The sequence below is a fragment of the Bacteroidota bacterium genome (assembly GCA_026391695.1).
In the GTDB taxonomy this organism is placed as follows: Bacteria; Bacteroidota; Bacteroidia; order Bacteroidales; family JAGONC01; genus JAPLDP01.
In genome coordinates, this window is the sequence record JAPLDP010000022.1 from 19249 (window position 1) to 32627 (window position 13379).

Below are 13379 nucleotides of genomic sequence, written 5' to 3' on the forward strand. Positions count from 1 at the left end.
TCCAAGACCTTATTTACGACACTATCTAATTCGATGCCTTTGTTTCGGGCTTAAGCCCAAATTTTATTTGTTGCCTGATACCCCGGACTGAAGTCCGGGGCCATTTAACTAATTGTCATTTTTAATTTTTCAATTTTCATTTTTCACTAATAATATGTACTATGCTGAATACATCTTCCTTTCCATTCATGCATGCCATATGCATCCCTTCCTGGTTCTGCATGAGATTCTCACCATAAACTGCAAAATCAAAGATATACGGATTTTGGAACCAGTTTTCGATATTCATGATAATCTGGATTTCTGTCGTTGATCCGTCGTTTATCTTAAAGGCTGATCCCGGCAGGTCGACACGAAAAGCGTTGTGAACAAATCCAATAATGGTGTCATTGTCATAGATCTGGCCAATACCTAAATGCAACATGAACATACTATTGTCAGACATTGTATCATTGCGCCATTTTCCGTTCATCTTCATATAATGGTATCCACCCCCAAGCACTTCGGGCCAGAACATATCCCGTTCAGGCGGATTTACAAACATATTTGACTGATTTTTCACTGAATCGATGCCAAAAGTGAATGACACCGAATTACAAAAACCTTCCGGGATGTCCTTTTCAGTATTCCATGTCATAGTGGAAGGAATATCATTATCCACATAATGTATTCCTTCTGTCCCGTCCAGAAGAAAGTCATTACCGTCGGCCATGTGTAATGTGATGTCCGAAATAAAATACTGTACCTCTGTCACCATATAATGATTACCTGCAGCATTGGTATATTTCATGGTATCAATTTGTAATGGGGCATCATCCACAAAATGTGCAAAGGTCAATACCATTTTGCCGGAGCCGGTAATTTCATCCTTCTTGCACGACTGGAGGAACAGAAAGCCGAAAAGAAGGAGATAGAGGTAATAAGGAAGTTTAATTTTAATCATTTTCTGAGTTATTGGCCTCACCCCCCGTTCCTCCCGCTTTTCAGCGGGACAGGCTCTCTCCCGTGGGAGAGGGGGTGAAGGGGGTGAGGTGGTTTGCTTACATATAAACGCCGATCAGGTAAAATTATGTTATTTTTGTCAAAAAAAATCGGGATGAAACTAAAAATTGGGGATAAGGTTAAGTTTCTGAACCAGAGTGGCGGCGGCATCGTATCCAAAGTCATCAGCAGCAACATGGTCCATGTGGCCATCGAAGATGGTTTTGATATACCCACTATGGCCAGTGAACTGGTAAAAATTGAAGATGATGATCCTTTGGCTGGTTACTATGGTGGATTTTCTGCAGTGACACCGCCTAAAAAGGCGGATAGCGCTGCGGATATGGATTATTATAACCGAATCACGGCTCTGGTAAAATATCCGTCCAAGCCCGATTTTCAGCCTGGCCTCTACCTGGCATTTGTTCCACATGATCAGAAATGGCTTTTGACCGGATTATTGGATATTTATGTGATAAATTATACTGATTTCGAAATACTGTACAGCTACTTTCTGAAAGAGCAAAGCGGATCATGGGCAGGCATCGATTATGATGTCATAACCGAAAGATCCAAATGTTTGCTGGAGACTATTAAACGGGAAGATATTGAACATTGGTCTGAAGGGGTTGTCCAATTTCTTTTTCATAAGGACCGGCATGTGTCAGTCCTTGAACCTGTCAGTGCAACATACAGGATAAAACCGGCGAAATTTTACAAAGAAGTTCATTACACCGAGTCGTCGTTTCTTTCCGAAAGGGCGGTCATCATTAGATTATCCCTGCTGACCGAAACACCAATAGTTCCTCCTGAAGAAAAAAAAGAGGCAGATTCTGCTCCGAAAATTTCCCAGAAGGATATATCTTCTGCACCAGTAATGCCGGAAAGCCTGATAGATAAACACCGCATAGCAGCGCGCACCGCTGAAGTTGACCTGCATATATCCGCATTGGTTGATGATTATTCCCACCTTAAAAATCATGAAATCCTAAAAATCCAGACCGAATATTTTATCAGATGCCTCGAAAGCGCCATTGAAAGCCATTATAATAAAATCTACTTCATATATGGTGTCGGCAATGGCACATTGAAAGCCAGGGTGCAGGAATATCTGAAAGACTATAATGAGAGCCTGGAATACAGGGATGCACCTTATGATAAATATGGAACAGGTGCGGTTGAGGTGGTCATCAGGGAAAATTTATAAAACAGTGTTGCACTTATGGATTGAAGCTACCAAATAATCTTTTGTCGTATTTCATTCTAACATTAAGTTTGATTGTTGTAATTTTGGAGTATAATTTAGCTTATGATTCCACAAGATGATAAATTGATTAAGATCAAGAAGAGCATTTTAAGCTTTTTCCCGGATTGCAAAATCATCTTATTTGGCTCCAGGGCAAAAGACAACTATGATGAAAAAAGCGATTATGATCTGGTCATTATCGTACCCATTAATTATGAGACAAAGGTTAAACTGAATTTTCAGGCATCATTACGACAAGCCCTTGCCAAACTGAAAATACCTGCTGATATACTCATCCAATCTGAATCAGAGTTTGAAGCTCATAAAAATTTGAATGGTCATATCATTAAAGAGGTAGCAAAAGAAGGTATACTGATATGATATTTGATAAGAAGGAATTTGTAAAGCAGTGGATTGAAAAGGCCAAAGAAGATAAACTGGTCATCGAAAGGATGACAGTACCTGAAATATTGGCTCCTGCTGCTGTTTGTTTTCACTGTCAGCAAATGGTTGAGAAATACTTGAAAGCCTTATTTGATTACTAAGGTTTCGGTCAACCTTTTCTCCGTACTTTCGCTCAATCGGCCATCGGCAATCGGCAATCGCCTAATCAAGATAGTAACTCTTTAGCTCGCGTCACAGAGGCGTACCAGCAAGGGGGACTATTCCCACCTTAAAAATCATGAAATCCTAAAAATTCAGACCGATTATTTTATCAGATGCCTCGAAAGTGCCATTGAAAACCATTATAATAAAATCTATTTCATCCATGGCATAGGCAATGGCACATTGAAAGCCAAGGTACAGGATTATCTGAAAGACTATAATGAGAGCCTGGAATACAGGGATGCTCCTTATGATAAATATGGAACAGGCGCGGTTGAGGTGGTTATAAGGGAAAATTTATGAAGACAGTGTTGAACTTACAAGTTGAATATACCTTTATCTGCAAATAACATAGATCTGTCTTTAATACTTATTTTTTCCGTAATTTGCAGATAAAATCCTAAATAGTTGTGCTCAATAGTTCCAAGATTTTGAATTCATCGATTTATGACAGATATAAATAAAATCACTTCAAAAGACATAGCCTACACAACAGCTAAAGCAGCAATTGGATCTATTCCCATTGTTGGTGCTGCCGCATCAGAACTACTTGGACTAATCGTTGCTCCCCCACTTGAAAAGCGAAGAGCAAAATGGATGACTGAAATCGGACAAAAACTAAAGGACCTTGAAGAAGTTAAGCGAATTGATATCCAAAGCCTGACTGAGAACCAACAATTTATTGACACCGTACTTCAAGCGACAAGTTTTGCATTAAAAACAAGTGATGAAGAGAAAATTTTAGCATTTCGAAATGCGATAATAAATACTGCCTTATGCGATGCACCAGACTTTACAATGAGTCAAATCTTTTTAAATCTCATAGACAGTTTCACAACCTGGCATATAAAAATCCTATATCTTTTTGATAATCCAACAGAATGGTTTAAAAACAATAATAAAACGCTACCAAACTATTCGTCGGCGGGTTTGATAGAAGTGGTAACTGAAGCTTTTCCGACGTTAAGGGGACAGAACGAATTATTAAACTTAATTTGGTCAGATTTAAAAAGAGCAGGTTTACATAACTCAGGTGATTTAGAGGCAATGATGACAGGTAGCGGACTTTTAGCACAAAGAACGACAGATTTAGGGAAAAGATTCTTAAAATTTATAACACATTAGAAGTAATAAGGTTTAAATTACTGGTCATAATAATCCAGACTGCCATTTGCACTTAAACGTTATGCGACATGAAGTTTAATCCACACAAGAAGGAGGACGGATGATGGAAGAAGTATCCTCACAGAATTCTCGTCGCGAGGAATTCTTGGACGCGTTACAAAGAGAACTCTCAGATCCCATGCACAGGCGACTGATTCAGGCCTATCGGGGTGATGACCCAGTTCAGTCTATGGAGTCCGAGCTTGCGAAAACACTCTTGGAGGTTCTGCACCATGAAGATTAAGAGCATAAGCATTCAAGGCTTTCGAGGTTTCAACGAAGAAAAGACTATAAACTTTCACAACCGACTGACCTTGATTTACGCACCAAATAGCTATGGAAAAACCAGCATCTCAGAGGCGTTCGAGTGGCTACTGTATGGAATAACTTCGAAAGTTGAGAAGGCCGACTCCAAAGATGAATATAGAGGTTCGTATCGTAACTGCCATTTAACTGAGTCCCTAACGCCTTTCGTGAGAGCAATTTGCGTGGATGGGTCGTCCGAGATTGAATTCCGAGGAGAATTAGTAGAGGGCGACGCCATCAAGAGATTTGTTGACGGGCGTGAGGTTGAAGAATGGCCGTTTGCCCATGAGCTCTCCGCAGCTCCAAGACCGTTCATTCTCCAACATGCTCTCAAGTATCTGCTTCTTGTGAAACCGGACGAGCGCTTTCAGGGTTTCGCGCGTCTACTTGGATTGGAAGATCTCGATCGAATTCAACGGAATTTTGTGTCGTTATGTACAAAACCTGATGCTGCGATTCCTGCCGAAGTTAAGCAACTTCTGAGGGATATTAACGCTCTCGAAACTCGCCTTGTAAGCCAGGTGTCTCTATCCTCGATTGCCAAATCTTTCAAAAAAGGAAAGAAAAATCTGGCTGAAACCTATGAAGCTATCATGGTTGAATGCAGGCAAAGGGTTTCACCGGGGACGGAGGAGGAGTCTATTTTTTCACAGCTTTTAAAGATTCGAGAGGATGCGGTAGGGAAAATCTTTAAAGGACGCATCGCTCTCTCGGACTACTCAGTGAATGAGACACAGATCGACTCTAACGATGAAGAGTTTTTCCTTAGCTGTGTCACTACTGCCTGTTTCAAGAAGTATATGGATCTAATCACACTGGCTACCGTTCAGCATGTTATCAATCGTGCCCAGTTCCTCGATTTGGGCGTCAAATTCTTAGATGAGACACCAAGAAAGTGCCCATTCTGCGGCCAGCCGGTCAACGATGTGCTCTTGCAACATATCCGTGACGAGCATAAGAATCTTGCCAGAGAGAGGGAACTCAACGCGGCATTGGAAAAGCAGCGCAGCGATGTCCTGAAATCTCTGAAGGAGTTGAGAAACCGCCTCAGCGCATATCAGAACCACCACATTGGGAAGGTCGCGCCTCTTTTAGCACTGGAGCCTTCTCTAGGACAGCTCAAAACGATTCTCGTGCCCAAACATCAAGTACTCTTCAATGCAGTTGAGGCAGTCTTTTCCCAATTATCGCCTGCCAAGCTGAAACTGGATGCATCGTTCACTGAAATCAATGCAGCGTTAAATAAGGTTGAAACATCAATCAACGAATTTAAAGAAGACACTACTTTGATGAAAGTTCTCGGAGATGTTCTAGTAGGTCATATTGCTATTGCCCATTCGTTTGTTCAAGTAATCTCAAACAATGTATCCACAATGTTCGATGCCGACCAAATTCTGAAGCACGAATTAGACACTTTAGCTGGAACCGAAGATATTAGTGTTCTTGTTGATCTTCTCGAGCAACGGCAGGATATTGAGAAGAATTTCGAGATTGATGGTATTCTGGATGGTCTCAAAGATTTGCGAAAAGCCGTGGATCAATATGTTGCAAACAAAGTGTTTAATGCGATATCGGTCGAACTTACGTCAGAGGTCATGGGATGGTATAGCCAAGTCAAAACGGTGGGTGATCCTGATGTTCATTTTGATGGATTTGGCATGGAACGTACCACAAAAGGTGAGCTAAAAGCCCGTCGCGTTCAAATCAAGGCTACGTCCTATGGTAAGGATTTGGCCAGCGCAGTATCCTCTCTCAGCGAATCAAAATTGAATGCATTGGGCCTATGCGTGAGTATTGCGACCAATCTGAAGGGTAACTCCCCATTCGAGTTCTTGATTATTGATGACCCAATACAGTCATGGGATGCCGAGCACGAAATTCAATTTATCGAGGTGATACGGAAGTTGGTTGAGGGTGGCAAGCAAGTGATCCTTTTGTCGCATAATCGAAGATGGATGGAACAGGTGCGTCCTGGATGTCGCACTCTGAATGGCTGGTTTTACGAAATCACAGGTTACACAAAGGCAGGACCTTGTTTTTCGGAGGTCCCTTGGGAAAAATGGAAAGAGCGGTTAAAGGAAGTGGACGCAATTGTGAAAGACCCCAATGCGGGGAGTGTCAAGCTACAGCAAGCGGAGGAAGAGATCCGGATCGTCGTTGCCGAACTCACCTCCGAACTATACATCAAGAAGACAGGGATTCAGAAAAGCCCTCATGCTCTAAATTCTACAAAGGTGAGGAAAATGTTACTGGAATGCGGTGTTAATGCAGGATTGGTAGATAAAATTATCCAAACCTACGAAACCACAGATGACGCGCATCATGCTCCTGCAGATTACTCAGCTCAAAGGGAGAGGATTCGACGATATTATGCTTGGGTTAATGAACTCGGACAATTGTTGAGTTAGGGGTATGTCGTATAATCGAGTAGACGATCCCACCAGGTTTAACCGATGGGGTATGCTTCTCACACCACCATATATTCTGGTCATAAATACGGCAGTTCATCATCCTCGAATTCCAAGATAGTATTCCAGGAATGAGGTGGTCTGAGAAATTAGACCAGGAAATTTGACCAGGATCCCGATTTCACTTCGTTCATTGGGATCAATTCGACTAACAATTTTTTCTTCACCGCGTTCGAAAAAATTATTTCCCCTAAACTCAGAAGTATCATCCAAAATTTTCGTAAATTGCGTAACGCAAAATACGTAATTCTATGACGACAAAAAATCCATTTGTCATTTCGGGATATGTTGGTCCTGATTATTTCTGTGACCGGGAGGAAGAATCAGAAACGATTATTAATGCCCTGAAAAACAACCGTAACCTAACGTTGGTATCCATCCGCCGGATGGGCAAGACAGCATTGATTCAGCATGTATTTCATCAATTGGCAAAAGAGAAGGAATTTTCACTCTTTTATATTGACCTGATGCCCACCACAAGTTTAAAAGAATTTATAAATGCTTTTGGGAAAACATTATTGTGGAATCTCGATTCACCGGTCGAAAAAGCGATTAAAAAAGTAACCTCAGCTTTTTCCTTATTACATCCTGAAATTTCCTTTGATCCCTTGACCGGTATGCCGTCAGTAGGATTTCAAATCAATAATGACCGGCAGGCAGTCACATCCATAGAGAAGATTTTCGAATATATAAAAGCCGAAGGGAAAAGGGTTGTTGTTGCGTTCGATGAATTTCAGCAGATTTCTTGTTATCCGGAAAAGAATGTAGAAGCGCTTTTAAGAAGTCAGATTCAATTTGCCAACAACGCATCATTCCTGTTTTCCGGGAGCAGAAAACACATTTTAGAGGCCATGTTTTTCAACCAAAACAGGCCCTTTTACCAAAGTACTCAACTACTCACATTATCTCCCATTCAAAAAGATAAGTACAAAAACTTTATTCATGCGAAATTCCTTGAATCCGGCAGAATCATAAAAATAGAGGATATTGAATTTCTCTTAGAATGGTGCCGGAATCACACATATTATATCCAGTATGTCTGTAATATGATCTATGGGAATGATATAGGATCGATATCATCTGAACTCCTCCGTGATATTTTGCAATCAATTCTGAAAGAAAAGGAGGCTGTTTTCTTTAACTACCGGAATCTGCTTACCGAATCACAGTATAAGCTACTTAAGGCAATTGCAAAAGAGGATGGTGTAGAAAAACCCTATGCATCCGGCTTTATATCCGCCTATAAATTGGGCGCTGCAAGTGCTGTGAATACTGCGCTGACCGCACTTCTCAATAAGGAGATGATCTTCAAGGATCAGGAGAAATATCAGGTTTATGATCTGTTTCTGTCGAGGTGGCTTGCGATGCAGTCAAAGGGTCAAATATGATCCAGCTGGCGCGCTAGCATTGGGGGATTTCACCTAATAATCCTTGTGAAGGATTTTATTTGACTAATTTTAAAAACAGTGTGGCACATACAGGTTGAATCCACCAGATGCTTTAGAACATCCATAAGTTTTTCAAATTAATATCCATTTATTACCTTTGATTTGTAACTTTAACCTTCCCTTTCACAAAAAGTCAATTCATGCGGTTAAATCTTCTCAAGCCTTCCACATCTCTTAACCCCGCCTTTCGGAAAACCAGCCTGAAAAGGGATCAGATTGAATTGTTCAAAGCAAACCTGAAACGGCTGTTTGACAGGATCAACGAACAGGAAAGCGAAGAACATCTAAAAAATATTGTATCCGATTTCCTGAAAGATACCTGGTACAGGAACCTGAATGAAATAAACACCAAGGGCAGGGCTGACCTCGTAATTCATAACGGTAAATCTTCATCCGACACAGCCGGTGTTATATTTGAAGTAAAACGACCAGGTAATATACCTGAGATGATCTCGGCAGAGAAACCGAATGAAAAAGCCCTGCACGAATTGCTGAAGTATTACCTGGAAGAACGCTACATCAATAACAACAAGGAGATCAAGCACCTGATCGTTACCAACATTCTTGAATGGTATATCTTCGACGGCGCCGATTTTGAACGTTTTTTCTTTGAAAATCAAAAACTCACTAAGCAATATAAGGACTGGCATGACGGACTGTTTGGAGTGAAATTAAATGACTGGTTCTATCAGGAAATTGCCAAACCTTTTATTGAAAAGGAACTCACCAGTCTAAATTGTACCTGGTTCAACCTGAAAAGTTTTGAAACTATTATCAGAAACGAAGATAAATCGGACGATGCAAAGCTTCTTGACCTGTATAAAACGCTTTCGCCGGAACATTTACTCAAAAAACCCTTTGCAAATGACAGCAATACCCTGAACAAAGAATTTTACAATGAACTATTGCACATCATTGGTCTTGAAGAAACAAAGGAGGGTGGTAAAAAACTGATAAAGCAAAAGAGAGTTGAAACCAGGAATGAGGGTTCTTTGCTTGAAAATGTCATCAATGTCTTGAAGACCAGGAATAAATTATCTGCTATTGAGAATCCTAAACAATTTGGGGATACCGATGAAGATCAATTGTTTAGTATCGGGCTGGAATTGTGTCTGACATGGCTTAACCGGATTTTATTCCTGAAATTACTGGAAGGGCAACTGGTCAGGTATCACCAGGGAAATAAAGATTACGCCTTCCTGAATTGTGAAAGGGTAAAGGATTTTGATGAACTGAATGAACTCTTTTTTGAAGTCCTGGCGATTCCTTATGACCATCGCACCGGATCAGTAACAGAGAAATTTGGAAATCTTCCCTACCTGAACAGCTCGCTGTTTGAAGAAAGCGACCTTGAAAAGAAAACCCTTGTCATCACAGAGTTAAAGGGACGACTCGAAATTCCAGTTCATTCCTCCACTGTTTTAAAGGATAGCAGCGGAAAAAGAATCTCCGGGAAAAGAAATACCCTGCCCTACCTGTTTGAATTTCTGGATGCGTTTGATTTTGCAAGCGACAACACGGCGGAGATCCAGGAACAGAATAAAACCCTCATCAATGCCTCGGTGCTGGGGCTGATCTTTGAAAAGATCAATGGATATAAGGATGGATCATTCTTTACTCCCGAATTCATCACGATGTACATGTGCCGCGAAACGATACGCAGGGCGGTCATTCAGAAATTCAATGAGAAATACAACTGGCAATGTGCTGATTTTACTGATCTCTATAACAAACTTGAAAGGCTCTCTCTCAAAGAAGCGAATGATACCATCAACAGTTTAAAAATCTGTGACCCTGCAGTAGGTTCCGGGCATTTTCTGGTTTCAGCGCTCAATGAGATCATTTCCATAAAGAATGACCTTGCCATTTTGATGGACAGAGAAGGAAAACGGCTGAAAGGGTATAATGTGACCATCGATAACGATGAACTGATCCTGACGCAGGAAGATGAGATATTTTTTTATAATTATAAAGACAGGGAAAGCCAGCGCATTCAGGAGACCCTGTTCCATGAAAAGCAAACCATCATTGAGAATTGTCTTTTTGGTGTGGATATCAATCCGAAGTCCGTCATGATCTGTAGGCTACGATTGTGGATTGAACTTTTAAAAAATGCTTATTACCTCGGCCCCCACCCCTTCCCCCAGCCCCTTCCCCACCGCGGGGAAGGGGAGAATGTTAACCTATCCTTTGGGGTTCTGGAAACGCTTCCTAATATCGACATCAATATAAAATGCGGGAATTCGTTGATCAGCCGGTATTCGCTTGATGCCGACATGAAAAAAGCGCTCGAAAAGAGCAAATGGACCATCGAATCGTACCGGCTGGCAGTAATGACATACCGCAATGCCAAAAGCAAAGAGGTGAAGCGGGAGATGGAACGGCTTATAGATATGATCAAAAATGACTTTGTCAGCGAAGTTGCTGCCAATGACAAACGGTTACTATTGCTCAAAAAGCTGAACGGTGAACTCTTTACCCTGACAAAACAGACTAGCCTGTTTGAAATGTCAAAGAAAGAGAAAGACGAGTGGAATAAAAAGATCAAAGAAATTACCATCAAAATTAAAAAGCTTGAAACCGAAATTGAAGAGATCAAAAGCAATAAGATCTACAAAAACGCCTTCGAGTGGCGCTTTGAATTCCCTGAAGTGCTGAATGATGACGGAGATTTTGTGGGATTTGATGTGGTGATTGGGAATCCGCCGTATATAAGGCAGGAAGAGCTAGGTTCACTAAAGAATTTTCTGCAAAATGAGTATCGGGTTTTCACCGGAACAGCAGATATACTGGTTTATTTCTTTGAAAAAGGACTAAATCTGCTCCGTAGAAATGGCCGTTTTTGCATGATTACATCCAATAAGTTCATGCGAGCAAACTATGGAAAAAACCTCCGGAATTTCCTACATCAATTTCAACTTGATCGGATCATTGACTTCGGTGAATTACGGGTTTTTGAAGAAGCGTCAACATTCCCAGCGATTTATATTCTGGAGAAAAGTAATTCAAAGCAACCTACCAGATTCAACCAGATAAAAACACTTGATTTTCATTCTCTGGTAAATGAGGTTGGAAGGACAGAAATGTGCTTACCGGAATCCTCCTTTGGAATTGAAAATTGGACATTAGCCTCTATAATCACCAACAGGATTCTGGAAAAAATGCGTCAAAACTCAGTACCACTCGGAGAATATACACAAGACCAGATTTATCGAGGAATTTTGACTGGTTTCAATGAGGCTTTTGTTATTGATGAAGTCAAACATCATGAATTAATTGCTGCTGATCCAAGGTCTGTGGAGATTATTTTCCCTTATGCAAATGGAGATGATATTCGGAAGTATTTTATCCATAGCAGAAATAGGTATTTAATTTTTCCAAGACGAGGAACAGATATTGAGCAATTTCCTGCAATAAAATCACATCTTGAAAAACATAAGGATCGTTTATTTCCAGGAATTCCTGGTGGTAGAAAACCAGGATCTTATAAGTGGTTTGAGATACAAGACTCAATCTCATATTACAAGGAATTTTTCAAACCAAAAATCGTATTCCCAGATATTGCAAAAGAAAGTAGATGGGCATACTCAGAAAACGCTCTTTTTATTGGAAATACAGCGTATATAATTCCATTGGCCGATAAATTTTTACTTGGATTAATGAATTCCAGGGTTGTATTCTATTTTTACTCTCAAATTGCATCTGTTCTTGGGGATGTCAATAAAGGGGGAAGATTAAGGTGGATTTACCAAGATGTTGTGAAAATTCCTGTTCCAATTATTGATGAAAAATTGAAATCAGGCGTAATAAACATTGTCGATCAAATCCTCTCCCTTAAAACATCTGACCCTTCTGCTGATACCACTTCCTTGGAAACTGAGATTGACCGGATGGTATATGAGTTGTATGGGTTGACGGAAGAGGAGATAAGGATTGTGGAGGGGAAATCACAGGTATAAACCCCGGGGCAAACCCCGGCTCCTTTTTCTGCCCCAAGGGGTGGGGTATTATACCTTCCGACTTTGTCGGGATTGTTCGACTTACAATTTTTGATGCGCCTTCGGCTTTCAAAAATTGAGTCTCACAAATAAAAGTCTGAGGTGGTCTGGGAAATCAGGACAGGGCATTTGACCAAGATACTGACTTCACTTCATTCATCGGGATCAATTCGACGGGCAATTTTTTATTCACTGCGTTCGAAAAAATTGAGTCGCATTGATGAAAAGAACGTTCCACTATAAAAGCCGAAACCGCTCAGGGTCACTGAACGGTATCTTTACTCCTTCAACACTTACTTCTTTGCAGAATGGTTGCTGAGCTGGTGCGAAGGTACAACCTTTATGATTAAAATACAAATTAATTAAGATTTTTTAATTTAAAGGGAATTTGACAAAGATTAAAAAGCGTTCCAGCTAATCAACCTTACCATATCTAAAATCCTATCTGGCGTCTGTTTTTAAAGTCATCCACTTCCTGCTTTGCCTGCTCAAGCTGCCTGAGGTACTCAAAGATCAGCAGGATCTGCCTGTCTTGTTCAATATCATTCTTTTGTAATTCCTCAAGCTTTCTCAGTATCTCAGTATGGGTTTCAAGCAACTGGCCTACTTTGGTAAAAACACGCACGATCTGGATATTTACCATGATGGCACGATCACTATGCAATACGCTGGAAAGCATGGCCACGCCTTGTTCCGTGAAAGTATACGGCAATTTACGTGTTCCACCCTAACTTGATGTTCCAAATTGGAATATCGAGTTATCGAACTCCTGCTTTGTCAACTGAAACATAAAATCATCAGGAAATCGTCTGATATTCCTTCGAACTGCTTTATTAAAATTTCCGGTACTTACCCCGTACAAAACAGCTAAATCTGCATCAAGCATCACTTTCTGACCGCGAATAAGGTAAATCTTACTCATGATCACTTCCTCGGGAACCATCAGCGCATTCTTTTCACTCATAGATGTAGATTTTTCATTGGAAAATGTATTATCTTTAATCACTATTGTCCGGTTAATATTCTATTTCGTCCCTACGGGACTTAATTCTATTTTGTAATTTACTTTCTACCAATATCTTGTCCCTACAGGACAGTCCCGTTAGGGACCAAATATCGGTAGAACAATAAACGACCCCTGATTTTTTAAGTCCCATCGGGA

General features: G+C 40.6%; 9 protein-coding genes and 1 pseudogene. 8 read left to right on the forward strand and 2 right to left on the reverse strand.

Translation table 11 applies throughout. The annotated features are described in order from the left end of the window. Positions 1-136 precede the first annotated feature (136 nt). Positions 137-943 (reverse strand): hypothetical protein, encoded by an 807-nt coding sequence (locus NT175_01940; GenBank protein MCX6233474.1) that lies wholly within the window; start codon positions 941-943, stop codon positions 137-139. A gap of 153 nt (positions 944-1096) precedes the next feature. On the opposite strand from NT175_01940, the gene NT175_01945 reads away from it, so the two are divergent. From NT175_01945 to NT175_01980, 8 genes are all read left to right on the forward strand, one after another. Further along, a complete protein-coding gene (locus tag NT175_01945; protein ID MCX6233475.1) occupies positions 1097-2188 on the forward strand; it encodes a DUF2027 domain-containing protein in 1092 nt (363 codons plus the stop codon). A 102-nt stretch (positions 2189-2290) separates the two neighbouring features. Continuing rightward, a complete protein-coding gene (locus NT175_01950) occupies positions 2291-2608 on the forward strand; it encodes a nucleotidyltransferase domain-containing protein (GenBank protein MCX6233476.1) in 318 nt (105 codons plus the stop codon). Further along, positions 2605-2772, forward strand: a complete 168-nt coding sequence (locus NT175_01955; protein ID MCX6233477.1) for a HEPN domain-containing protein — start codon at positions 2605-2607, stop codon at positions 2770-2772. The genes NT175_01950 and NT175_01955 overlap by 4 nt, the downstream gene beginning before the upstream one ends. Positions 2773-2941: 169 nt before the next feature. Next, on the forward strand, positions 2942-3136 hold the full coding sequence (locus NT175_01960; protein MCX6233478.1) for a Smr/MutS family protein: 195 nt from the start codon (positions 2942-2944) through the stop codon (positions 3134-3136). Positions 3137-3280: 144 nt separating this feature from the next. After that, a complete protein-coding gene (locus tag NT175_01965; GenBank protein ID MCX6233479.1) occupies positions 3281-3958 on the forward strand; it encodes a hypothetical protein in 678 nt (225 codons plus the stop codon). Between the two features lie 272 nt (positions 3959-4230). Continuing rightward, positions 4231-6711, forward strand: coding sequence for an AAA family ATPase (locus NT175_01970; protein MCX6233480.1), 2481 nt, complete (start codon positions 4231-4233; stop codon positions 6709-6711). Positions 6712-7022: 311 nt separating this feature from the next. Then, the gene (locus NT175_01975; GenBank protein ID MCX6233481.1) at positions 7023-8159 is read left to right on the forward strand and encodes an ATP-binding protein; all 1137 of its coding nucleotides are present in this window, start codon (positions 7023-7025) and stop codon (positions 8157-8159) included. 200 nt (positions 8160-8359) lie between these two features. Next, entirely contained in the window at positions 8360-12178 is a 3819-nt protein-coding gene (locus NT175_01980) for an Eco57I restriction-modification methylase domain-containing protein (GenBank protein MCX6233482.1), read from the forward strand. Positions 12179-12650: 472 nt separating this feature from the next. On the opposite strand, the pseudogene NT175_01985 reads toward NT175_01980, so the two are convergent. Further along, positions 12651-13160 (reverse strand): annotated as a pseudogene (locus NT175_01985) (ORF6N domain-containing protein). Positions 13161-13379 lie beyond the last annotated feature (219 nt).

What these genes read in the sequence shown, in the direction of transcription:
- NT175_01975 (MCX6233481.1), top strand. Translation starts at nt 7,023, where the DNA reads ATGACGACAAAAAATCCATTTGTCATTTCGGGATATGTTGGTCCTGAT.
- NT175_01980 (MCX6233482.1), top strand. Translation starts at nt 8,360, where the DNA reads ATGCGGTTAAATCTTCTCAAGCCTTCCACATCTCTTAACCCCGCCTTT.
- NT175_01945 (MCX6233475.1), top strand. Translation starts at nt 1,097, where the DNA reads ATGAAACTAAAAATTGGGGATAAGGTTAAGTTTCTGAACCAGAGTGGC.
- NT175_01970 (MCX6233480.1), top strand. Translation starts at nt 4,231, where the DNA reads ATGAAGATTAAGAGCATAAGCATTCAAGGCTTTCGAGGTTTCAACGAA.
- NT175_01965 (MCX6233479.1), top strand. Translation starts at nt 3,281, where the DNA reads ATGACAGATATAAATAAAATCACTTCAAAAGACATAGCCTACACAACA.
- NT175_01950 (MCX6233476.1), top strand. Translation starts at nt 2,291, where the DNA reads ATGATTCCACAAGATGATAAATTGATTAAGATCAAGAAGAGCATTTTA.
- NT175_01940 (MCX6233474.1), bottom strand. Translation starts at nt 943, where the DNA reads ATGATTAAAATTAAACTTCCTTATTACCTCTATCTCCTTCTTTTCGGC.
- NT175_01955 (MCX6233477.1), top strand. Translation starts at nt 2,605, where the DNA reads ATGATATTTGATAAGAAGGAATTTGTAAAGCAGTGGATTGAAAAGGCC.